Annotated in this window: 26 protein-coding genes; 17 read left to right on the top strand and 9 right to left on the bottom strand. The window is 52.7% G+C overall.

All coding sequences use genetic code 11. The features are described from left to right. Nucleotides 1–50: 50 nt before the first annotated feature. The 3 genes from rnjA to B1A75_RS20555 all read right to left on the bottom strand — a co-directional run bounded on the left by rnjA (nt 51) and on the right by B1A75_RS20555 (nt 2,211). Entirely contained in the window at nt 51–1,718 is a 1,668-nt protein-coding gene (rnjA, locus tag B1A75_RS12275; protein WP_011230553.1) for a ribonuclease J1, read from the bottom strand. Then, the gene (locus B1A75_RS12270) at nt 1,715–1,930 is read right to left on the bottom strand and encodes a DNA-dependent RNA polymerase subunit epsilon (protein WP_013145900.1); all 216 of its coding nucleotides are present in this window, start codon (nt 1,928–1,930) and stop codon (nt 1,715–1,717) included. The genes rnjA and B1A75_RS12270 overlap by 4 nt, the downstream gene beginning before the upstream one ends. 146 nt (nt 1,931–2,076) lie before the next feature. Further along, nucleotides 2,077–2,211, bottom strand: coding sequence for a hypothetical protein (locus tag B1A75_RS20555; protein ID WP_014195339.1), 135 nt, complete (start codon nt 2,209–2,211; stop codon nt 2,077–2,079). Nucleotides 2,212–2,387: 176 nt separating this feature from the next. Here B1A75_RS20555 and B1A75_RS12265 point away from each other — a divergent pair, with 176 nt between their 5' ends. Further along, complete coding sequence (locus tag B1A75_RS12265) at nt 2,388–3,170, top strand: Cof-type HAD-IIB family hydrolase (RefSeq protein WP_079936277.1); 783 nt, start codon at nt 2,388–2,390, stop codon at nt 3,168–3,170. Nucleotides 3,171–3,223: 53 nt separating this feature from the next. Here B1A75_RS12265 and def read toward each other — a convergent pair whose 3' ends face one another. Next, nucleotides 3,224–3,778: a peptide deformylase gene (gene def / locus B1A75_RS12260; protein ID WP_074043549.1), complete on the bottom strand. Its 555-nt coding sequence runs from the start codon at nt 3,776–3,778 to the stop codon at nt 3,224–3,226. A 527-nt stretch (nt 3,779–4,305) separates the two neighbouring features. Here def and pdhA point away from each other — a divergent pair. The 5 genes from pdhA (at nt 4,306) to B1A75_RS12235 (ending at nt 9,664) form a co-directional block, all read left to right on the top strand. Further along, on the top strand, nt 4,306–5,415 hold the full coding sequence (gene pdhA / locus B1A75_RS12255; RefSeq protein WP_074043550.1) for a pyruvate dehydrogenase (acetyl-transferring) E1 component subunit alpha: 1,110 nt from the start codon (nt 4,306–4,308) through the stop codon (nt 5,413–5,415). A gap of 3 nt (nt 5,416–5,418) precedes the next feature. Then, on the top strand, nt 5,419–6,396 hold the full coding sequence (gene pdhB, locus B1A75_RS12250; protein ID WP_011230559.1) for a pyruvate dehydrogenase complex E1 component subunit beta: 978 nt from the start codon (nt 5,419–5,421) through the stop codon (nt 6,394–6,396). Between the two features lie 72 nt (nt 6,397–6,468). Next, nucleotides 6,469–7,764, top strand: coding sequence for a dihydrolipoamide acetyltransferase family protein (locus B1A75_RS12245; RefSeq protein WP_074043551.1), 1,296 nt, complete (start codon nt 6,469–6,471; stop codon nt 7,762–7,764). Between the two features lie 4 nt (nt 7,765–7,768). Next, complete coding sequence (gene lpdA, locus B1A75_RS12240) at nt 7,769–9,181, top strand: dihydrolipoyl dehydrogenase (protein WP_074043552.1); 1,413 nt, start codon at nt 7,769–7,771, stop codon at nt 9,179–9,181. Nucleotides 9,182–9,421: 240 nt separating this feature from the next. After that, nucleotides 9,422–9,664, top strand: a complete 243-nt coding sequence (locus B1A75_RS12235) for a hypothetical protein (protein WP_042380168.1) — start codon at nt 9,422–9,424, stop codon at nt 9,662–9,664. Nucleotides 9,665–9,690: 26 nt separating this feature from the next. On the opposite strand, the gene B1A75_RS12230 is transcribed toward B1A75_RS12235, so the two are convergent. Next, a complete protein-coding gene (locus tag B1A75_RS12230) occupies nt 9,691–10,068 on the bottom strand; it encodes a DUF1885 family protein (protein ID WP_042380166.1) in 378 nt (125 codons plus the stop codon). A 325-nt stretch (nt 10,069–10,393) separates the two neighbouring features. Between B1A75_RS12230 and B1A75_RS12225 the strand changes: the two genes are divergently transcribed. Continuing rightward, nucleotides 10,394–10,519, top strand: coding sequence for a GapA-binding peptide SR1P (locus tag B1A75_RS12225; RefSeq protein ID WP_042380163.1), 126 nt, complete (start codon nt 10,394–10,396; stop codon nt 10,517–10,519). 111 nt (nt 10,520–10,630) lie between these two features. Here B1A75_RS12225 and B1A75_RS12220 read toward each other — a convergent pair whose 3' ends face one another. Next, on the bottom strand, nt 10,631–12,103 hold the full coding sequence (locus B1A75_RS12220) for an aminotransferase class I/II-fold pyridoxal phosphate-dependent enzyme (RefSeq protein ID WP_042380158.1): 1,473 nt from the start codon (nt 12,101–12,103) through the stop codon (nt 10,631–10,633). Nucleotides 12,104–12,260: 157 nt separating this feature from the next. On the opposite strand from B1A75_RS12220, the gene B1A75_RS12215 reads away from it, so the two are divergent. From B1A75_RS12215 to B1A75_RS12195, 5 genes are all read left to right on the top strand, one after another. Beyond that, nucleotides 12,261–13,220, top strand: a complete 960-nt coding sequence (locus tag B1A75_RS12215; protein ID WP_042380156.1) for an NAD(P)H-dependent flavin oxidoreductase — start codon at nt 12,261–12,263, stop codon at nt 13,218–13,220. A 16-nt stretch (nt 13,221–13,236) separates the two neighbouring features. Beyond that, nucleotides 13,237–13,530, top strand: coding sequence for a UPF0223 family protein (locus B1A75_RS12210; protein WP_042380152.1), 294 nt, complete (start codon nt 13,237–13,239; stop codon nt 13,528–13,530). Nucleotides 13,531–13,654: 124 nt separating this feature from the next. Further along, on the top strand, nt 13,655–13,843 hold the full coding sequence (locus B1A75_RS12205) for a hypothetical protein (protein ID WP_011230567.1): 189 nt from the start codon (nt 13,655–13,657) through the stop codon (nt 13,841–13,843). Between the two features lie 106 nt (nt 13,844–13,949). Beyond that, nucleotides 13,950–14,744 (top strand): inositol monophosphatase family protein, encoded by a 795-nt coding sequence (locus tag B1A75_RS12200; protein ID WP_079936276.1) that lies wholly within the window; start codon nt 13,950–13,952, stop codon nt 14,742–14,744. Nucleotides 14,745–14,900: 156 nt separating this feature from the next. Next, complete coding sequence (locus B1A75_RS12195) at nt 14,901–16,451, top strand: IS1182 family transposase (protein WP_139761734.1); 1,551 nt, start codon at nt 14,901–14,903, stop codon at nt 16,449–16,451. A 115-nt stretch (nt 16,452–16,566) separates the two neighbouring features. On the opposite strand, the gene B1A75_RS19930 is transcribed toward B1A75_RS12195, so the two are convergent. Beyond that, nucleotides 16,567–16,737, bottom strand: coding sequence for a DUF5325 family protein (locus B1A75_RS19930; RefSeq protein ID WP_011230569.1), 171 nt, complete (start codon nt 16,735–16,737; stop codon nt 16,567–16,569). Nucleotides 16,738–16,855: 118 nt separating this feature from the next. Here B1A75_RS19930 and typA point away from each other — a divergent pair, with 118 nt between their 5' ends. The 3 genes from typA to B1A75_RS12180 all read left to right on the top strand — a co-directional run bounded on the left by typA (nt 16,856) and on the right by B1A75_RS12180 (nt 19,384). Beyond that, nucleotides 16,856–18,694 carry a translational GTPase TypA gene (gene typA, locus B1A75_RS12190; RefSeq protein WP_042380146.1) on the top strand — a complete coding sequence of 613 codons (1,839 nt, stop codon included), beginning with the start codon at nt 16,856–16,858 and terminating at the stop codon, nt 18,692–18,694. 103 nt (nt 18,695–18,797) lie between these two features. After that, nucleotides 18,798–19,106, top strand: a complete 309-nt coding sequence (locus B1A75_RS12185; protein ID WP_014195349.1) for a YlaH-like family protein — start codon at nt 18,798–18,800, stop codon at nt 19,104–19,106. Further along, nucleotides 19,103–19,384: a hypothetical protein gene (locus B1A75_RS12180; protein ID WP_011230572.1), complete on the top strand. Its 282-nt coding sequence runs from the start codon at nt 19,103–19,105 to the stop codon at nt 19,382–19,384. The genes B1A75_RS12185 and B1A75_RS12180 overlap by 4 nt, the downstream gene beginning before the upstream one ends. Before the next feature lie 70 nt (nt 19,385–19,454). On the opposite strand, the gene B1A75_RS12175 is transcribed toward B1A75_RS12180, so the two are convergent. Further along, nucleotides 19,455–19,655, bottom strand: a complete 201-nt coding sequence (locus B1A75_RS12175) for a YlaI family protein (RefSeq protein WP_013145887.1) — start codon at nt 19,653–19,655, stop codon at nt 19,455–19,457. A gap of 160 nt (nt 19,656–19,815) precedes the next feature. Further along, nucleotides 19,816–20,415 carry a YhcN/YlaJ family sporulation lipoprotein gene (locus tag B1A75_RS12170; protein ID WP_079936275.1) on the bottom strand — a complete coding sequence of 200 codons (600 nt, stop codon included), beginning with the start codon at nt 20,413–20,415 and terminating at the stop codon, nt 19,816–19,818. Between the two features lie 133 nt (nt 20,416–20,548). On the opposite strand from B1A75_RS12170, the gene B1A75_RS12165 reads away from it, so the two are divergent. Both B1A75_RS12165 and B1A75_RS12160 read left to right on the top strand, forming a co-directional pair. Next, the gene (locus B1A75_RS12165) at nt 20,549–21,880 is read left to right on the top strand and encodes a PhoH family protein (RefSeq protein ID WP_033025022.1); all 1,332 of its coding nucleotides are present in this window, start codon (nt 20,549–20,551) and stop codon (nt 21,878–21,880) included. A 298-nt stretch (nt 21,881–22,178) separates the two neighbouring features. Then, a partial coding sequence (locus B1A75_RS12160; protein ID WP_139761733.1) for a transposase occupies nt 22,179–22,543 on the top strand: 365 nt, incomplete at its 3' end.

The following is a 22,543-nucleotide window of genomic DNA, read 5'->3' as shown; positions in this document are numbered from 1 at the left end:
ATGATGATAACGGAAAAAGGGCATCCTTTTGCAAGGACGCCCTTTTTTCTTTAGATTTCCATGATGATCGGCAAAATCATTGGCCGCCGTTTCGTCCGCTCGTACAAGAACGGAGCGAGCGTTTCCGTAATTTCGTTTTTGATCTCCGACCATTGATTCGTTTTTCGTTCCAGCACTTTTTCGAGATGCTTGGAGATCAACACTTGCGCTTCGCTGATTAAGTCACCTGACTCGCGCATATAGACGAAGCCGCGAGAAATAATGTCCGGGCCGGCGGCGATTTTGAACTCTTTCATGTTGATGCTGACGACGACAATCACGAGCCCTTCTTCGGACAAAATGCGGCGGTCGCGCAAGACGATGTTGCCGATGTCGCCGACGCCGCTGCCGTCGATGTAGACGGAGCCGGACGGGATCTTACCGACAATGCGCGCTTCTTTGTCGCTGATGCCAAGCACTTCGCCGTTGTCCATAATAAAGCAGTTTTCCTCCGGCACGCCGCAGTCGATGGCGAGCTTGGCATGCATTTTTTGCATTCGGTATTCGCCGTGGATCGGCATGAAATATTTCGGCTTCATCAGCCGGATCATCAATTTTTGCTCTTCCTGCCCGCCGTGGCCGGACGTATGGATGTCGTTGAGCGGACCATGGATCACCTCAGCGCCGGCTCGGTACAGCATGTTAATCGTCCGGTTGACGCTTACCGTGTTGCCCGGAATCGGTGACGAGGAAAAGACAACCGTATCGCCCGGGATGATTTGAATTTGCCGATGCGTGCCGTTCGCGATGCGCGACAAGGCGGCCATCGGCTCGCCTTGGCTGCCGGTGCATAAAATTGTCACCCGGTTGGCCGGCAGGCGGTTGATTTCGTTCGCGTCGACGAACGTGCCTTTCGGACATTTGATATAGCCGAGGTCTTGTCCGATCTCAATCGCCGCTTCCATGCTCCGGCCGAAGACAGCGATTTTTCGGTTGTTGGCGACGGCTGCTTCCGTCACCTGTTGGAGACGGTGGATGTTTGAGGCGAACGTGGCGAAAATGATGCGACCTTCCACCTTGCGGAAAATGTCGTGAATGCTCTCGCCGACGCGCCGCTCCGACATCGTAAAATGCGGGATCTCGCTGTTCGTGCTGTCCGATAGCAGGCAAAGCACGCCTTCTTTCCCGATTTCGGCCATTTTCGTCAAATTGGCCGGCTCGCCGACCGGCGTAAAGTCGAATTTAAAATCTCCAGTGTGAACGATTTGCCCGACTGGCGTTTTCACAACAATACCGTAGCTGTCCGGAATGCTGTGCGTTGTCCGGAAAAAGGTGACGGCCGTTTTTTGGAAGCGGATGACATCGTCTTCGCGAATTTCAATGAGCTTTGCCTGGCGCAACAGCCCGTGCTCTTCAAGTTTATTGCGAATAAGCCCAAGCGCCAATTTGCCGCCATAAATCGGGATGTTCACCTGCCGGAGCAAATACGGAATGCCGCCGATATGGTCTTCGTGCCCGTGGGTGATGAACAGTCCTTTTACTTTGTCTGCGTGCTTCACTAAATAGGAGTAGTCTGGAATGACGTAGTCGATCCCGAGCAGCTCATCTTCCGGGAACTTAATGCCCGCGTCAATGACAATGATTTCGTCTTGGAATTGTACGCCGTATGTATTTTTTCCGATTTCACCCAGTCCGCCGAGGGCAAAAACGCCAACTTGCTGGTCTGTCAACAGCTTCATGATGAAATCTCCAATACTTGAAAGTTCGGGCTTTTCTTTTCGTATTCTAGATGCGCTCCCTCTAACGGCTGAATATACTCAATATTGATCGGACGGCCTTCGAGTTTTCGGCGTACATCCCGCTCTGATTCTGCTTCGATGTAGAGTGTTTTCGTTTTTTCTCTCACGGGCACCTCGTCTGCGTTTTCTTGGTAAAACACTTTGAAAATCATCGTGAAATCTCTCCTTATCGTACAATGGTTGCTCTATCTATTATATAAGAATGTAACTTTCTTTTCATGTGTTTTGTTGCCAAAAGCAAAAAACAGGCGTGAGATGTGCCGACGATATGCATCATCTTTGACGAATGTTGCCCGCTTTATTCGCCAAAGTGGGAAAGAAGCCCTTCGAATGGAAGGGCTGTTGTTGTAACGGTCAGGCGATCAATTTTTTCCGGAGCAGGTCTTTCCACTGTTGAAGCAGCTTTTTTTTCAGCTTTTTCAACATGTTTCATCACTCCTTACCTTTTATTGTACTCATTTTGCGGCGAAAGTAAATGTTCTATTATATATGATATGTAGGCGGAGGTTTGTTTTTCATGGGTAAAAATGGAACAGATCGTGCCTCTTGGTTGACATTCCGGGTGTTTTTCAGTACGGTAAACAATGAACAACTTTTCAACAAGGGGAAGTGAACGTGGGCAGAAAAATCGTCTTTTTCGATATCGACGGCACGCTTCTTGATGAGCAAAAGCAGCTGCCGCTGTCAACGATCGAAGCGGTTCGCCGCCTGAAGCAGTCGGGCGTTTATGTCGCCATCGCCACCGGACGCGCTCCGTTTATGTTTGAGCATGTGCGCAAACAGCTTGGCATCGATTCGTTCGTCAGCTTCAACGGTCAGTACGTCGTTTTTGAAGGGAACGTGTTATACAAGCAGCCGCTCCGGCGCGAGAAAGTCAGGGCGCTGACAGAGGAAGCCCACAAAAACGGCCATCCGCTCGTCTTTATGGATGCGGAGAAAATGAGAGCGAGCATCGGCGACCATCCGCACATCCACGTCAGCATGGCGAGCCTAAAATTCGCCCACCCGCCCGTCGACCCTCTTTATTATGAGAACAAAGACATTTACCAAGCGCTTCTGTTTTGCCGCGCCGAGGAAGAAGAACCGTATGTGCGCAACTATCCCGAATTTCGCTTCGTCCGTTGGCACGACGTCTCGACCGATGTGCTGCCGGCAGGGGGCTCGAAGGCAGAAGGCATCCGCATGATGATCGAAAAGCTCGGGATCGATAAGAAGGATGTGTACGCGTTCGGCGACGGATTGAATGACATTGAAATGCTGTTGTTCGTCGGAACTGGGGTGGCGATGGGCAACGCCCATGAGGAAGTGAAGCGGGTCGCCGACTTCGTTACGAAGCCGGTCGATAAGGAAGGCATTTGGCACGGATTGAAGCAGCTGCAGCTCATCCGATAAAAAGCGGCCTCTGCCTTTTAGGCGGGGCCGCTCGCAATTTACAAGAGGACTTTTTAGCGCCCGATCGGAATCGCCCCGTCCGGCACTTGAAACGGGTCATCGGGGTTGATGCGGTCATAGAACATAATGCCGTTTAAATGGTCGATTTCATGTTGGAAGACGATGGCCGGCAACCCTTTCAAGCGCAGTGTGACTTCTTCGCCGTCGATCGTCGTCCCGGTGACGGTGATGCGGGCGTAGCGCAGCACATACCCCGGCACGTCGCGGTCAACCGACAAACAGCCTTCCCCGGTCGTTAAGTAACATTGCTGCACGGAATGGCTGACGATTTTTGGATTGAACAAGGCATAGCTGTACAGCGTCCCGTTTTCGTCGGTGACATGGACGGCGATCATCCGCTTCGAGACGTTGATTTGCGGGGCGGCAAGGCCAATGCCGGGCCGCAGGCCGTATTTAGACGCCAGCTCCGGGTCTTGGCTCATTTTCACGTAGTCAAGCAAGCTTTGCAAAATGCGCTTATCTTCCTCTGAAGGCGGCAACGGAACGGGTTCGGCGATTTTCCGCAATGTCGGATGCCCCTCTTTGATGATGTCTTTCATCGTGATCATTCGCTTCGTTCACTCCCTATGTTTGGCATCGCTGTCTATCGTTTAGTCTAACAAAATGAGCATCGATCGTAAATAAAAACACAGCTGCACGGATATATTATTCGAGTATAAGGAAAGCAATAAGACAAATTCAAGGAAACGTTTTCATTATCTTGTCAAGCCACTGTGTGTTTTATATTTTGTGAAAATATAATACAGGACTTATACAGGTAGTGAGGAATGTAATATAACAGTTTGTCGACGGAATATTAACAATTCCAATTTCAACCAAAAGGTAAAGCGAAAAACATGAGAAATCAAAGTCATTGACGGTTGGTCCAAGAACGTGTAAACTAAAACTTGCAAATAGGTATTGTACTAATTTAGTCTTGAAAAATAGTGATACAGATTTCGGCGCCTTTGTTGTTTGGCGTTGGCGCCGGCCGGCGGTCGTTTTTTTATTTCTCTTTCGTTTTGGGTACATTAATAGTATATGGATGAATGTAGCCTGATTTCCAAATTTTTAATGAAAGGCAGAGGTGAACAACATGGGTGTGAAAACCTCCCAATTTCGATTTGCGGAGCAGCTCGAGAAAGTAGCCGAGCAGTTCCCGATGTTTCAAATTTTGAATGAAGAAGGCGAAATCGTCAACGAAGAGGCGATGCCGGAGTTAAGCGATGAGCAGCTGAAAGAGCTGATGCGCCGCATGGTGTATACGCGCATCCTCGACCAGCGCTCCATTTCGTTGAACCGCCAGGGCCGCCTCGGGTTTTACGCGCCGACCGCTGGGCAAGAGGCGAGCCAAATCGCCAGCCATTTTGCGCTTGAGAAAGAAGACTTCATTTTGCCGGGATATCGCGACGTTCCGCAAATCATTTGGCACGGGCTTCCGCTCTATCAAGCGTTTTTGTTCTCGCGCGGCCACTTCCACGGAAACCAAATTCCTGAAGGCGTCAACGTCTTGCCGCCGCAAATTATCATCGGGGCTCAATACATTCAAGCGGCCGGCGTGGCGCTCGGCTTGAAAATGCGGGGCAAAAAAGCGGTGGCGATTACATATACCGGCGATGGGGGCACATCGCAAGGCGACTTTTACGAAGGGATCAACTTTGCGGGGGCGTTTAAGGCGCCGGCCATCTTTGTCGTGCAAAACAACCGCTTTGCCATCTCTACGCCAGTGGAAAAGCAAACGGTCGCCAAAACATTGGCGCAAAAAGCGGTCGCTGCCGGCATTCCGGGCATTCAAGTCGACGGCATGGATCCGCTTGCGGTCTACGCCGCGGTGAAAGCAGCCCGCGAACGCGCCATTAACGGCGAAGGGCCGACGCTCATCGAAACGCTTTGCTTCCGCTACGGCCCGCACACGATGTCCGGCGACGATCCGACGCGCTATCGTTCGAAAGAACTCGAAAACGAATGGGCGAAAAAAGACCCGCTTGTCCGCTTCCGCAAGTTTTTAGAAGCGAAAGGCTTATGGAGCGAAGAGGAAGAAAACCGCGTCATCGAGCAGGCGAAAGAGGACATCAAGGAAGCGATCAAAAAAGCGGACGAAACGCCGAAACAAAAAGTGACCGACTTAATCAGCATCATGTTCGAAGAGCTGCCGGCGAACTTAAAAGAGCAGTATGAAATTTATAAAGAGAAGGAGTCGAAGTAAGCCATGGCGCAAATGACAATGGTTCAAGCGATCACCGATGCGCTGCGCATCGAGATGAGAAACGATCCGAACGTGCTTGTGTTTGGCGAAGACGTTGGGGTCAACGGCGGCGTATTCCGGGTGACCGAAGGGTTGCAAGCTGAGTTTGGCGAAGAGCGTGTGTTTGATACGCCGCTGGCCGAATCGGGGATCGGCGGTTTGGCGATCGGCTTGGCCTTGCAAGGGTTCCGCCCGGTGCCGGAAATTCAGTTTTTCGGGTTCGTCTATGAGGCGATGGATGCGATTTGCGGACAAATGGCGCGCATCCGCTACCGCACTGGCGGCCGCTACCATGTTCCGATTACGATTCGTTCGCCGTTTGGCGGCGGCGTCCATACGCCAGAATTGCACTCAGACAGCTTAGAAGGACTCGTCGCCCAACAACCGGGCTTGAAAGTTGTCATCCCGTCGACGCCGTATGATGCGAAAGGATTGCTCATCTCGGCGATCCGCGACAACGACCCGGTTATTTTCCTTGAGCATTTGAAGCTGTACCGTTCGTTCCGACAAGAGGTGCCGGAAGGAGAGTATACAATTCCGATTGGCAAAGCAGACATTAAGCGTGAAGGGAAAGACATTACGATTATCGCGTACGGGGCCATGGTGCATGAATCGTTAAAAGCGGCGGCAGAATTAGAGAAGGAAGGCATTTCTGCCGAAGTCGTCGACTTGCGCACCGTGCAGCCGCTCGATATTGAGACGATCATTGGTTCGGTCGAAAAAACGGGCCGCGCCATCGTCGTTCAAGAAGCGCAACGGCAAGCCGGCATCGCCGCCAACGTCGTTGCTGAAATTAACGAGCGCGCGATTTTAAGCCTTGAGGCGCCGGTATTGCGCGTCGCCGCGCCGGATACCGTCTATCCGTTCGCTCAAGCAGAATCGGTGTGGCTGCCGAACTTTAAAGACGTGATCGAGACGGCGAAAAAAGTGATCAACTTCTAATGTGGACAAATCCGGGGGAGCAAAGCGCCTTCCCCCGCTCATTTTCGGCAAACGATAGGAGGTCGACCTACAGTGGCATTTGAATTTAAGCTGCCGGACATTGGCGAAGGCATTCACGAAGGTGAGATCGTCAAATGGTTCGTCAAGCCGGGCGATGAAGTGAACGAGGACGACGTGTTGTGCGAAGTGCAAAACGACAAGGCGGTCGTCGAGATCCCGTCCCCAGTCAAGGGAAAAGTGCTTGAGATTCTCGTCCCGGAAGGAACGGTGGCGACGGTCGGGCAAACGCTCATTACGCTCGATGCGCCGGGCTATGAAAACATGACGTTTAAAGGGCAGGAGCACGAAAAAGAGGCGAAAAAAGAGGAAAAAGCGGAAACCGTGTCGAAAGAAGAAAACGTTGAGGCCGCTCCGGAAGCGCCGGCGGCGGAAGCCGACCCGAACCGTCGCGTCATCGCGATGCCATCTGTGCGCAAATATGCGCGTGAAAAAGGCGTCGATATCCGACTCGTCCAAGGCACAGGGAAAAACGGCCGCATTTTGAAAGAAGATATTGATGCCTTCCTCGCCGGCGGCGCGAAAGCCGCGGCTGAGCCGACTCCACAAGCGGCGGAAGAGAAAGCAGCGCCGCAAGCGGCGGCGAAACCGGTTGTGCCGGAAGGCGAATTCCCAGAAACGCGCGAGAAAATGAGCGGCATCCGTCGAGCGATCGCCAAGGCGATGGTGCATTCGAAACATACGGCCCCGCACGTGACGCTCATGGACGAAGTCGATGTGACGAAGCTTGTTGCTCACCGGAAAAAATTCAAGGCCATTGCCGCGGAAAAAGGCATCAAGCTGACGTTCTTGCCGTATGTCGTCAAATCGCTTGTTTCCGCGCTGCGTGAATATCCGGTGCTGAATACGTCGATCGACGATGCGACGGAGGAAATTATTCATAAGCATTACTACAACATCGGCATCGCCGCTGATACGGACCGCGGGTTGCTCGTGCCGGTCATTAAACATGCCGACCGGAAGCCGATTTTCGCGCTGGCGAAAGAAATCAACGAACTCGCTGAAAAAGCGCGTGAAGGCAAACTGATGCCAAACGAAATGAAAGGCGCATCGTGCACGATCACGAACATCGGCTCAGCCGGCGGGCAATGGTTTACGCCGGTCATCAACCATCCGGAAGTGGCGATTCTTGGCATCGGCCGCATTGCCGAAAAACCGATCGTCCGTGACGGCGAAATTGTCGCTGCTCCGGTCTTGGCGCTCTCTTTGAGCTTTGATCATCGGATGATCGACGGAGCGACGGCGCAAAAAGCACTCAACCATATCAAGCAGCTGTTAAGCGATCCAGAATTATTATTAATGGAGGCGTAAAACGATGGTAGTTGGCGATTTTGCAATTGAAACAGAAACGCTCGTCGTTGGCGCCGGCCCTGGCGGCTATGTCGCCGCCATCCGCGCCGCGCAGCTCGGCCAAAAAGTGACGATTGTGGAAAAAGGCAATTTGGGCGGCGTTTGCTTAAACGTCGGCTGCATCCCGTCCAAGGCGCTCATCTCGGCAAGCCATCGCTATGAGCAGGCGAAACATTCCGAAGAGATGGGCATCAAGGCGGAAAATGTCACCGTCGATTTTTCGAAAGTACAAGAATGGAAAGCGAGCATCGTCAAAAAATTGACGGGCGGCGTCGAAGGACTGCTTAAAGGCAACAAAGTCGACATCGTCAAGGGGGAAGCGTACTTCGTCGACGCCAATACGGTGCGTGTGGTCAACGGCGACAGCGCGCAGACGTATACGTTTAAAAACGCGATTCTGGCCACCGGTTCGCGCCCGATCGAGCTGCCGAACTTCAAGTTTTCCGGCCGCATTCTCGACTCGACCGGTGCGCTCAACCTCGGGGAAATCCCGAAATCGCTTGTTGTCATCGGCGGCGGCTACATCGGCATCGAACTCGGCACGGCTTACGCCAACTTCGGGACGAAAGTGACGATTCTTGAAGGGGCCGGTGAGATTTTATCCGGCTTTGAAAAGCAAATGGTGTCCATCATTAAGCGCCGTCTGAAGAACAAAGGGGTCGAAGTCGTGACGAACGCGCTCGCGAAAGGAGCTGAAGAGCGCGCAGATGGCGTGACGGTCACGTATGAGGCCAACGGCGAAACGAAAACGATCGACGCCGACTATGTGTTGGTGACGGTCGGCCGCCGGCCGAACACGGACGAGCTTGGTCTTGAACAAATCGGCATCAAAATGAACAACCGCGGCTTGATTGAAGTTGACCAACAATGCCGGACAAGCGTGCCGAACATTTTCGCCATCGGCGACATCGTCCCAGGACCAGCGCTTGCTCATAAAGCGTCGTATGAAGGGAAAGTGGCGGCGGAAGCCATCGCCGGCCATCCGTCGGTCGTCGATTACATCGCCATTCCGGCTGTCGTCTTCTCCGATCCGGAATGCGCCTCGGTCGGCTACTTTGAACAACAGGCGAAAGATGAAGGCATCGACGTCATTACGGCGAAATTCCCGTTTGCTGCCAACGGCCGCGCTCTGTCGCTCAACGATACGGACGGTTTCCTGAAGCTTGTCGTCCGCAAAGAAGACGGCGTCGTGATCGGAGCGCAAATCATCGGCCCGAACGCTTCGGATATGATCGCCGAGCTTGGGCTTGCCATCGAAGCCGGCATGACGGCGGAAGATATCGCGCTGACGATCCACGCCCACCCGACACTTGGCGAAATCGCCATGGAAGCGGCGGAAGTGGCGCTTGGCACGCCGATTCATATCATTGCGAAGTAATGGAAAATGAAGGTGCCCCAAACACAGCGGGGCACCTTTTTCTTGCGGCGCAATAAGCAAGGAACATCATCCAGAAGTAAGATGGTTGGTGGAAAGGAGACGAATCTGCGGCGGCAGCTGGATTGTACAGCTTTTTGTCCAAAGGAGCGGCCTGGCCCATTTCTTGTCCAATTTCCCATACTATTTTCCGCTCTCGTTTCATATCGTTATGGTAAAGAACAAGCGGGGGATGAAGTCGAGATGAAAGCTTACGTTGCGTTTTTGCTGCAAATGATGATTTGGAGCAGTTTTTCGTTGATCGAGTGGCTGTCAGGAAGGGATCGGCCGTTTTTCCGTGGGCTGATGCTGTGTGTCTTTATGTACATCGCGTTTTTGCTGGCGCGCCAGCTCGGCTTGGCGACGCGCAAGGCGGCGCTGACGACGCTTGGGACGGCGGCGGTGTATTTTGCCGGCCAGCATGTCATTTGGCAAGCCGTTCAATAAAAAAACAGCGGTCGAATGCCCGCTGTTTACGCGCCGCCAAACGCCATCGTCCGGCCGCTGAACAAGTGCAATTCACCGCCGAGCGTTTTCGCCAGCCATTTGCTGAATTCATTGGCCTTCCCTTTATCCCCATGCGTCGCCCCCGGCGGCAGCGTGACGTCAATGAATGTCTCTTCTCCAGCTGTCCGCACGGAAATCGCCATCCCTTTGTATAAACGGCCGTCGCCTTGCAAGTAGAGAACGGATTCGTGTTCGCGGATCGTATACGGGAAAGCGGCCTGTTCGTACGTCCAGCCAAGCTGTTCCCCTGTTTTTTTGAGCGCCATCCGGTAGCGTTCGAGCAGCTGTTTGACGTCCTCGGTTGTCATCGTTTTCCCTGCCGGCAGCTTTAGATAGGTGTTCATGTTTCTCGCCCCTCCCATGATTCGCATTGCGTCTTTATCATTTCTCGACAGAAGATCCCCACTTCCGTTTTGTTCAGGGTATAGCCCAAAAATAAGTGGGAGATGAATGGCAGGAAGTCCAGCCTACATCATCGAATTTTCCGAACAGTGGAGTAGTTCAAATTCATTGTACCATATGTCGCTAGACGATGGGTGGAAAAAAGAGCGATTGCAAAAAAATCCCCTTTTGATTAAATGTGATATACAAATTAGGATTGACAACCGAAATGTGATATATTATTATAAAGTCAACAACGGAATTTATCATCACAAAGGGGTTTTGGGGATGGGCACGATCGTATGTCAAACGTGTGAGGCGACGATTGCGTATTTCGAAGATGAAAAAGTGACAACGCTTTACGGCAAATGCGATTGCTGCGAACATGACAGCGAGGGCGGGGAAAAAGAATAAAACGGTCAAACCGGGGGAAGGAACGGATAAAGGCGTGCATGTGACTTGTCGACATGCGCGCCGTTTATTTTGGCCAAAAAAAGCACAAGCCAGACAAACCGGCTTGTGCGGTCAGCGGATCGGTTTGTATTCTTTAATGACGCGCAACGTCTGCAGCGTGTCGTCTTCCGGCCCTTGGACAGGAAGGCCGGCAGCCAAGTTCGTCTCAATATACTTCAAGTTTTCTTCCGTGATGATTTCGCCTGGAATAAAAATCGGAATGCCAGGCGGATACACCATCACAAATTCGGCGATGATTCGGCCGGCCGATTCGTGAAACGGCACGACTTCCGTTTCGGCGTAAAACGCATCGCGCGGCGTCAAGGCGAGCGCCGGGATGTCTGGAAGGAGCACTTTCGGCTTGACCCCTTTCTCTGCCTGATGGCTGAACTGCTTCGACAAGCGGCGGAGCGCTTCAACGAGCAGGCTCGCCTCCCGTTCGGTGTCGCCCGAGGTGATGATGCACAAAATGTTGTATAAATCGGAAAGCTCGACTTCAATGTTGTACGTTTCGCGCAGCCACCGTTCGACGTCATGGCCGGTCAGCCCGAGCTCTTTAACCGAAATGATGAGCTTTGTCGGATCGTAGTCGTACGTCGCTTCCGTACCTAAAATCTCTTCACCGACGCAGTACAAATATGGAATCTCGTTGATTTGCCGGCGCGTCCAGTCGGCGAGTCGAATGGCTTTGTCGATGAGTTCACGCCCTTTCGTCGCCAACTGTTTGCGGGCGACATCAAGCGAAGCGAGCAGCAAGTACGACGTTGAGGTCGTCGTCAGCATGCTTAAAATCGCCTGCACGTGTTTCGCGGAGACGAGTCCTTCGCGCACATTCAAAATCGAGCTTTGCGTCAGCGATCCGCCGAGCTTATGGACGCTTGTCGCCGCCATATCGGCGCCCGCTTGCATCGCTGAGAGCGGCAAGTCCTCATGAAAATGAATGTGCACGCCGTGCGCTTCGTCGACAAGCACTGGAACGTTGTACGAGTGGGCGATATCGACGATTTTTTTCAAATCGCCGGCAATGCCAAAGTACGTCGGGTTGATGACGAGCACCCCTTTGGCGTCCGGGTGCTGGCGGAGCGCTTTTTCCACTGCTTGCGGCGTGATGCCGTGAGAAATGCCAAGCTCCTTGTCGATTTCGGGATGAATGAAAATCGGCGTCGCTCCAGAAAAGACAATGGCCGACATGACCGATTTATGGACGTTGCGCGGCACGATGATTTTATCGCCCGGCCCGGCGACCGACATGACCATCGTCATGATGGCGCCGCTCGTTCCTTGCACTGAAAAAAACGTATAATCGGCGCCGAACGCTTCGGCAGCAAGCTCCTGCGCTCGCTTAATCATCCCCTTTGGATGGTGCAAGTCATCGAGCGGGCTGATGTTGATCAAATCAATCGCCAAGGCGTTGTCTCCGATGAATGCGCGAAACTCCGGATCCATGCCGGCCCCTTTTTTATGGCCGGGAATGTGAAATTGAACCGGATTTTTTTTCATATGCTCCAACAAACCGGTAAACAATGGTGTCTCGAGTTGCGACAATGGTTTTTCACACCTCTTTTAACTCGGAGAATAAAACAAAATGCATTATAGCATGGATTTTTCCGTTTGCAAAGAAGAAATGAATGGACGATGAAAAAGGAAAACGGGGGTTCAAAAGAGAATAAAAGAACAGCAAAAGGAAAAGGAGGCGTTTATCGTGAAATGGAAAACGAGGGTAACGGAATTGCTCGGTATTACATATCCGATCATTCAAGGGGGACTTGCCTACTTGGCGTACGCTGATTTGGCCGCAGCAGTCTCGAACGCCGGCGGGCTCGGACAAATTACGGCGATGTCGCTCGATGGCCCGGAGCAGCTGCGCGAGGAAATCCGCAAGGTGAAGGAAAAAACCGATCGACCGTTCGGCGTCAATTTCGCCATCGGCCAGCACGGCCGCCCGTTTGCTCATATGCTTGAAGCAGCGCTTGATGAGGGGGTGCCGGTCGTTTCGGTCACCGGCGGCAACCCAGCGCCGTTTTTTGAACAATTGAAAGGAACAAACGTGAAAAAGCTCGTGCTCGTCGCCGCCGTCCGCCAGGCAGTGAAAGCAGAGGAGCTCGGCGCTGATGCGGTGATGGTCGTCGGTCAGGAAGGGGGCGGGCATCTCGGCAAATACGATACTGGCACGTTCGTCCTCATTCCGAAAGTCGTTGACTCCGTATCGATCCCGGTCATCGCCTCGGGCGGCATCGCCGATGGACGCGGGTTGATGGCGGCATTGGCGCTTGGAGCGGAAGGGATTGAGATGGGAACGCGGTTTATCGCCACGAAAGAATGCGTTCATGCTCACCCCGCGTATAAAGAAATGATTCTCAACGCCACCGAAAACGATACGGTGATCATTAAACGGTCGCTCGGGGCGCCGGGGCGGGTGCTGGCCAACGCCTGGGCGGAAAAAATATTGGAAATCGAGCGCCAAGGCGGTACGTATGATGATTTAAAAGAATATATTAGCGGAGAAGCGAACCGGCGCTTCATTTACGAAGGAAAGGTGGACGAAGGATTCGCCTGGGCCGGGCAGGCGATCGGGCTCATTCACGACGTTCCGTCCGTCGCTGAGCTGTTTGCCCGCATGATTGAAGAGGCGGAACAAATTCGGCGCCGTTGGGCAAACTAACGGCGGAGGTGGAACAATGGGTTATTCCTATCCGTTTTCCTACGACTGGTCAACACAAGAAATCATTGATGTCATCAAATTTTTCACGGCGATCGAAACGGTCTATGAGCAGGGGATGAGGCGCGAGGAGCTGATGGATGTCTACCGTCGTTTCAAAGAGATCGTCCCATCGAAAAGCGAAGAAAACCGGCTGTATGCCGAATTTGAAAAAGAAAGCGGCTACTCGTCATATGCGGTCATGAAGCAGGCGAAAGAGGCCAAAAACGGCGATTGGATTCGCATCGAGCCACAAGGGAAGCGCGGTAGGTAAACGCACAAATTAGTTGCATACACCCCTTTTTCCACATAATATAATATAAAACAAAATGAAGCAGCACATTCGGTGACGGGCGCCGGAAGTTTAGCGGATGATAGGGAAAGGGGTGCGGACGAACATGAAAAAAACCGCCAATTCGCTGAAGCGGCCAGATGGAGACAAACGCATGGCGGTGTTGCGGCTCGAACTTGATTACGAATTAGCGACGCTGTACGAAGCTATGATGGAAAACGATGAAGAAAAGAAAAAAGAGTGCAAACGGCGGCTTGAAAAGCTGCGCCAAGAACTGATGCGCCTTCAAGTATGATCCTTATTCAAGGCGAACCATCTTTCCGGTTCGTTTTTTTCTTGAGCGGTGTCCGCCCCCTTTCCAGCTGCTATCCTATACATAACCGATGGCAGGAGGAATCAATATGGCAGAAAAATGGGAAGAGATCGACCGATACGCCCGGCAATGGATCGACGAAGCAGGAAAGCGCATCCGCGCCTCGTTTGCAAAACAGCTGACGGTGGAAGCGAAAGAGAACCCGAACGACTTAGTGACGAACGTTGACCGCGGCATTGAGCAGTTTTTCGCCGAGCACATCCGCCGCCAGTTCCCTAGTCACCGCCTGTTGGGAGAAGAAGGATTCGGCGACCGGATCGATGTCTTGGACGGCGTTGTTTGGGTGATTGACCCGATCGACGGCACGATGAATTTCGTTCATCAGCGGCGCCATTTTGCTGTATCGATCGGCATTTTTGAAGATGGCGTCGGGCAGCTCGGCTACGTGTATGACGTCGTGTTTGACGAACTGTATGCGGCGCAAAAAGGGCGGGGGCTATTTTTGAACGACGAGCCGCTCGGCCGCCTGCAGCCCGTGCCAGTGGCGGAGTCGATCATCGCCATCAACGGGACATGGCTCATGGAAAACAAGCGCCTCGACCATCGTCCGCTCATGAGGCTGGCGAAAGAGGCGCGCGGCACGCGCTCGTATGGTTCAGCGGCGCTTGAGCTCGCGTATGTTGCCGCCGGCCGTTTGGACGCCTACATTTCGCCGCGCCTGTCGCCGTGGGATTTCGCCGGCGGGATGATTTTGATTGAAGAAGCGGGCGGAATGGTGACGACCCTTGACGGGAAGCCGCTGGATCTGCTTGGCCGCAATTCGGTGCTTGCTGCGAAACCCGGGGTGCACGAAGAAATTTTGCGGCGCTATCTTCACTATTGATGAGGCGAGAAATCACGAAAACGGGGCTGACCCAAAACGCGAATGCGTTTTGGGATCAGCCCCCACTTTTTTGCCCCAAATATAGAAGAATCGCCCTTTTTTCTGGTAGAATAGAGTCACCGAAACCACTACCACCGAAAGAAGGGCGATTCTTTTATGAAACATGATCATATTTCCTTTAAAGAGTATACCATGGACAACCTCTCTTTGCCAAGCAACATCGCCGATCTCATTCCGCGGGATAACATGGCCCACGTGGTTCATGAGATGGTTGAACGCATCCCGATGGAGACGTTTCTTCCTTACTACAAAGGAGGGGGCACCTCCGCCTATCATCCGAAAATGATGACCAAAATTCTCCTTTACGCTTACACCCAAAAAATGTATCATGGCCGTGAGATTGCACGGCAGCTCGAAGTCCACCTTCCCCTCATGTGGCTAAGTGGATTTCAAAAGCCGGACTTCCGCTCCATCAATCGGTTTCGTTCGGAGCGGATGAAAGACCTGATTGACGACCTGTTCCGGGAAATGATCACGCTGCTCGTGGCCGACGGCTATGTCAAGATGGAAGACTATTTTGTGGATGGAACGAAAATTGAAGCGAATGCCAACCGGTACACCTTCGTTTGGCGCAAATCGGCTGAGAAGTACCAGGAGAAACTCCAAGCCAATGTCGATCGGCTGATTGCCCAGATCGAGGCGATCGTGGAAGAAGAAAAGGCGGAAGAAATCGACGCTTCGCCTGCCTTTACGTCAGAAGAAATCCGAAAGAAAACCGAGGAGTGGGAAAAACGGTTGGAGGCCGAGCCGGACAACCAACCGTTGAAGAAGGCCGTCAAGAAGATGAAGGAGGACTACTTGCCTCGCAGTGAAAAGTATGAACACCAACTCCATGTATGCGGGGATCGCAACAGCTATTCCAAGACCGATGTGGATGCCACCTTCATGCGGTTGAAGGAGGATCACATGCGAAACGGCCAGCTCAAGCCGGCCTATAACGTACAGGCGGGTTCTTCCGGCCAATTTATTTTGGGGTATTCCCTTCATCAGAGGCCGGGCGACACTCGTTGTCTTCTCCCGCATTTGGAGACCGTTCGAGAGAAGTACGGCGTGGAACCCGAACGTTTGATCGCTGACGCGGCCTATGGCTCGGAAGAGAACTACGTGAAGCTGGAAGAGAAGCACATATCGGCCTTGATCAAGTACCATACGTATGAGGAGGAGAACACGCGCAAGGTCAAGAAAAATCCGCATCATCAGCAGAATTGGACCTATGTGGAAGAAGAAGACGTTTGGATTTGCGCGAATGGGAAAAAGCTGGTTCGCACCGGAACTTCGAAACAGACCACGGAATCAGGATACACCTCGGTCACCCGACACTACCAATGCCATGAATGCGAAGGATGTCCGTTCCGTTCGGCCTGCACGACTTCCAAGTATGGACGAACCACGCAATGGAACCCCGTCTATCATGAACAAAAACAGAAAGCCCGCGAACGGCTGGAGAGTGAAGAAGGGCAAGCCCGATACCGCCAACGCAAAACCGACATTGAGAGTGTGTTTGGGCAAATCAAACAAAATCGCGGGTTTCGTCGCTTTGTCCTGCGAGGCCTCCAAAAAGTTTCCATCGAATGGGGGCTGATTTGTGCTGCCCACAATCTTCTCAAAAAAGCCGCTAGGGACAAGCAATTGTCCTTGGTGGCGTAAATCAGGGGGGTGAACAGAGTCGGAATTTTCTTCCGTTTGGTAAAATATACAAAAACCAAAGAGGGCTGACTCCAAAAGTCCGCTTTTTGGCGGACTTTTGGGTCAGCCCCGTTTTTTAGCGCGTCCGTTTTTTATGGGCGAACCCGGCGCCCATGGCGGCGATGAAGATGAGCGTGGAAGCGGCGATGCCGATCAAACTTTGCTCGGCGATGAAGACGCCGATCGCCATGATGGCGGCGACGGCAAGAATGGCGAGCAACAGCGGTACAGGCTCGATCCGTTTCATTGGGTTGACTCCTTTCTGGCAAAGTGGGCGTCTTTTTCTAGTGTACCGGAAAACATGCCGATTTTCTATCGGTTGTGATATAATAGACAAGCAGTTTGCCGAACAGGAGTGACCGACATTGACGAACAAACGAATCGATCTTCGCAATATCGCGATCATCGCTCACGTCGACCATGGAAAAACGACGCTCGTTGACCAGCTGCTTCGGCAGTCGGGGACGTTCCGCGAAAACGAACAAGTCGAGGAGCGGGCGCTTGACCGCAACGATTTGGAGCGGGAGCGCGGCATTACGATTTTGGCAAAAAACACCGCTGTCTTGTATAAAGGAACGCGCATCAACATTTTGGATACGCCGGGACACGCTGATTTCGGCGGGGAAGTGGAGCGGATCATGCGCCTTGTCGACGGCGTCTTGCTTGTCGTCGATGCGTATGAAGGCTGCATGCCGCAAACGCGGTTCGTGCTGAAAAAGGCGCTTGAGCAGCAGCTTGTGCCGATCGTCGTCGTCAACAAAATCGACCGCGAATTCGCTCGGCCGGCGGAAGTCGTCGATGAGGTGATCGACCTGTTTATCGAACTCGGTGCTTCCGAGGAGCAGTTGGAGTTTCCTGTTGTATACACATCGGCGCTGCGCGGGACGGCAAGCCTCGATCCGGATCGCCAGGACGGCGATATGACCGTCTTGTTTGAAACGATCATCCGCCATATTCCTGCGCCGGCGGACAACCGCAACGAACCGTTGCAGTTTCAAGTGGCGCTGCTCGACTATAATGAATACGTCGGACGCATCGGCATCGGCCGCATTTTCCGCGGCACGATGAAAACAGGCCAGCAAGTCGCCCTCTTAAAGCGCGACGGTGCCGTCAAGATGTTTCGTGTCACGAAGCTGTTTGGTTTTATTGGGTTGAAGCGGATTGAGATTGAAGAAGCGCACGCTGGCGACATCGTCGCGGTCGCCGGGATGGAGGACATCAATGTCGGTGAAACGGTTTGCCCGCCCGATCATCAAGAGCCGCTGCCGCCGCTTCGCATCGATGAGCCGACGTTGAAAATGACGTTTCTCGTCAACAACAGCCCGTTTGCGGGACGCGAAGGCAAATACGTGACGGCGAGAAAGCTGGAGGAGCGGCTTCGCACCCAGCTGGAGACGGATGTCAGTCTGCGCGTTGAGCCGACCGAGTCGCCGGATGCGTGGATTGTCTCCGGCCGCGGGGAGCTTCATTTGGCGATTTTGATTGAAAGCATGCGCCGCGAAGGATACGAACTGCAAGTATCGAAGCCGGAAGTCATTCTAAAAGAGATTGACGGTGTCACGTGCGAGCCGATCGAGCGGGTCGTCATTGACATCCCGGAGGAATATACGGGAGCGATCATGGAGTCGCTCGGCAGCCGCAAGGGCGAGCTCGTCGATATGGTGCACGGCGACAACGGGCAAGTGCGTCTCGTCTTCCTTGTGCCGTCGCGTGGCTTGATCGGCTATCGGAGTGAATTTATGTCGTTGACGCGCGGATATGGCATTTTAAACCATTCGTTTGACCATTATGCCCCCGTGCAGCCTGGCGCAATCGGCGGCCGCCGCCAAGGGGTGCTCGTCTCGATGGAAACCGGAAAGGCGACGGCTTACAGCATCATGCAGCTTGAGGACCGCGGCACGATTTTTGTCGAGCCGGGCACTGAAGTGTACGAAGGGATGATCGTCGGCGAGCATAACCGTGAGAACGACCTGATTGTCAACATTTGCCGGGAAAAACATGTCACCAACATGCGCTCGTCGACGAAAGAACAGACGGTGACAATGAAAAAGCCGCGTCTGTTGACTCTCGAAGAAGCGCTTGAGTATTTGAACGATGACGAATATTGCGAAGTGACGCCAGCCTCGATCCGTCTGCGCAAAAAAATCTTGAATAAAAGCGAGCGTGAAAAGGCGGAGAAGAAAAAGAAAGCGGTTAGCGGTTGAGCAGGCGAAATAGCCGGAAACGCCATGCGCGCGTCTTTGGTTTGCGAACAATCGAAAACGCCTTGGAGAAGGGCGCTATTAGGATGAACGGGAGGGGAATGGTGTGAATGTGCTCGAACGGCTCACGTTTTTCGCCTCGCTTTATAAGGTGCACGACAATCCCGAGCGCGGTATGTGGCTATTGTATGTGACAGTGTTGTTGCTTGCCGCGCTTGTGTATCGGCTCGGCTTTGCCCGCCGCCTGCCGCTGTTGAAAAACGTCATCATTTACGTATTGCTGGCGCTCGGCTGCACGGTTTTGACTTTTTTTGCCGTCTTTTTGCCGGTGGCAGAAGGATTGGCCGTCGCCGCCCTCGTATTAATCATTTATAAAGTTCGCCTGAAGCAGGCGAAAGAGGGAGAAAAGTCATGAAATCCGTGCAAGACGCCCTTTATAACTGGCTGACGATCCACATCGTCGCCAAAGCCCGTCCGCACGATGCAGCGGCGCGCGATACGGCCTCGTTTTTCCGCGCCATCTTGGAAAATGACTTTGGTGTGACGGCCGTAGACGCCGTCAAAGATGAAACGAACGGGCAATACATCGTCGAATATGTGCGCGGCGGGGAAACGAAGGCGGCGTGTTTCCCGCTTGAGCTCGCTGAGGCGATGTGGCGGCAGATCGAAGCCGAACCGGAAAAGTATGGATGATGACAACCAAAACGGCGCGGAAAAGCGATCGCTCTTCCGCACCGTTTTTTTTTTTTTTTTTTTTGCGGGATCACCAATCATCGTCTGCGCGGCGGCCGCGATAGAAGCGGAACTTTCCTGTTGCCAGCCGCTGTTTCGTTTTTTCGGTGATGCGGTCGTGGCATTCGCGGCACATATACGTATGGATCGGGCGGTTGCGCAGCCGCTTGGCGAGCGGCGATTCATCGTCAATCGTATCGATTTGGTCGCAAAGCACGCATTTGACTCTCATTGTTCACCTCAATACATCCAAACGCGAAATCGCGGGTTGTTCTCCCGTTCCCATTATACCATATTTCCCGCCATCGTTTGTTGATTCAAATGCATTTCACTCCCGTTGGCCTCGGAAATGAGCCGCGCTTTCTGTTCCATTATAACCACACAGAAACTGTCTATCGATTTAAATGTTCATTCGATTGCTTGTTTTGCTGTTCGTTCAGCTGCCGCTCCTCCCGTTCGTTCAGCTGTCCGTTGTTTTCTTGGGTCGGCTTCGGCGTCGTTTCAAACAAATCGCTTGGCACTTCCGGCATCACTCGTCCGACGATGTCGGCGATTTCGTTCATGAACGCTTGCACCGGCCTCCCCTCATCGATTTGCCGGCCGATGTTGCGCACGCGGGTGTAAAGATCCGGGTCGGTGACAATAATGGCGTTCGCACCGTACGGATCTTTTTGCAATGCTTCGGCGACGGAATATTTGATGGTGCTGACGCGCGAGGCATCCATATTGGCGCCGACGTCAATGCCGACGATGGCATATTTGCCGACGACGATCGCGGCGGCATTGTGAACGTTTGGAACACGGTCGGCGATTTCTGCAAGCTGGCGGGCGATCTCTTGCCCGGATTTGTTCTCGACGCGTTCATCGACCGTATTTTTGACGCGCACGAGCGAACGATTGGGCTCGTTCGCTTCATTATCGTTTCCAAATGTGCAACCGCTGAAAATCAAAAGGGGAAGGAAGAAAGCGGCGAGCCAGCAATTTCTCTTCATAATGGGCCACCTCGACTTTTTTTCTTTAGTTTGCAAATGTCCTTCTATCTTTATACATGTTTTCATATGTTGTATTACAGCTATTCCCATCCAACGGAAAAACGTGAAAAACTCACATGGGGGGAAGCGGAATTTGGGGGAAAAAATTTACGTGCTCGATACGAACGTGCTGTTGCAAGATCCGTATTCGATTTTCGCGTTTGAGGATAATGAGGTCGTCATTCCGGCGGTCGTGCTTGAGGAAGTGGATTCGAAAAAGCGTTATATGGATGAAATTGGGAGGAATGCCCGCCAAGTGTCAAAGCTCATCGACCGTCTGCGCGAAAACGGCAAGCTGCATGAAAAAATTCCGCTTGAAAACGGAGGGGCGCTGCGCATTGAGTTGAACCATCGTTCGTTTCATCAACTGCAAGAAATTTTTGTCGAAAAAACAAATGACAACCGCATTTTGGCGGTGGCGAAAAATTTATCGCTTGAAGAGCAGGCGAAGGAAGATGGGCGCTCCGTCATTTTGGTGAGCAAAGATGCGCTCGTGCGCGTCAAAGCGGATGCCATCGGGCTGCAGGCAGAAGACTTTTTAAGCGACCGCGTCGTTGATGTCGACCATATTTACAGCGGATTTTTGGAGCTGTACATAGGAAAGGACCACCTGCAGCGATTTTACGACAAAGGGGAGCTCGTGCTCGCCGATATCGCCGACCACCCGTTTTATCCGAACCAGTTCATCATCATGAAAGACGCGTTTGGCAGCTCGGCGTCAGCGATTGGCATTGTCGACCAAAATGGAAAAAAAGTGAAAAAGCTCATCTTCCATTACGAACATATATGGGGCATTCGCCCGCGCAACGTGCAGCAGACGATGGCGTTTGAGCTTCTCATGCGCGACGACATTCCGCTTGTGACGCTAATCGGCAAAGCCGGGACGGGCAAGACGCTGCTTGCCCTTGCCGCCGGGTTGATGCAAACGGAAGATTTGCGCACATACAAAAAATTGCTCGTCGCTCGGCCGATTGTGCCGATGGGGAAAGATCTCGGCTTTCTGCCAGGGGAAAAGGAAGAAAAACTGCGCCCGTGGATGCAGCCGATTTTTGACAACTTGGAATACTTGTTCAACACGAAAAAACCGGGGGAACTCGATGCGATTTTAGCCGGCATGAGCTCGATTGAAGTCGAGGCGCTTACGTACATCCGCGGCCGGAGCCTCCCGGAGCAGTTTATCATCATCGATGAGGCGCAAAATTTAACGAAGCATGAAGTGAAGACGATTTTGACGCGCGTCGGGGAGAAAAGCAAAATCATTTTAATGGGCGACCCGGAACAGATCGACCACCCGTATTTGGATGAATATAACAACGGGTTGACGTACGTCGTCGAAAAGTTTAAAGACCAAAAAATCGCCGGCCATATCCGACTCGTCAAAGGGGAGCGTTCGGCGCTCGCCCAGCTTGCCGCTGATTTGCTGTAGCTAGGCGTTCCTTAGAGCATCCGCCGTCCAAGAAAGAACGGGTGCCAGGCGCGCGGCCCGATGCCGCGAACGTTTCTAAAGGCGCCCGCCGCCCGGGGCGCTGTGGAAAACATCTAGGTTCAAAGCGCTTGAGGCGGCTGAAGGCGTAAAAAGCTCAAACACCGGGGGCTGACCCAAAACGCGAATGCGTTTTGGGATCAGCCCCCACTTTTTTGCCCCAAATATAGAAGAATCGCCCTTTTTTCTGGTAGAATAGAGTCACCGAAACCACTACCACCGAAAGAAGGGCGATTCTTTTATGAAACATGATCATATTTCCTTTAAAGAGTATACCATGGACAACCTCTCTTTGCCAAGCAACATCGCCGATCTCATTCCGCGGGATAACATGGCCCACGTGGTTCATGAGATGGTTGAACGCATCCCGATGGAGACGTTTCTTCCTTACTACAAAGGAGGGGGCACCTCCGCCTATCATCCGAAAATGATGACCAAAATTCTCCTTTACGCTTACACCCAAAAAATGTATCATGGCCGTGAGATTGCACGGCAGCTCGAAGTCCACCTTCCCCTCATGTGGCTAAGTGGATTTCAAAAGCCGGACTTCCGCTCCATCAATCGGTTTCGTTCGGAGCGGATGAAAGACCTGATTGAMGACCTGTT

It is taken from the genome of Geobacillus sp. LEMMY01 (assembly GCF_002042905.1).
Lineage (GTDB): Bacteria > Bacillota > Bacilli > Bacillales > Anoxybacillaceae > Geobacillus > Geobacillus proteiniphilus.
This window is presented reverse-complemented; position numbering and strand designations above follow the sequence as displayed.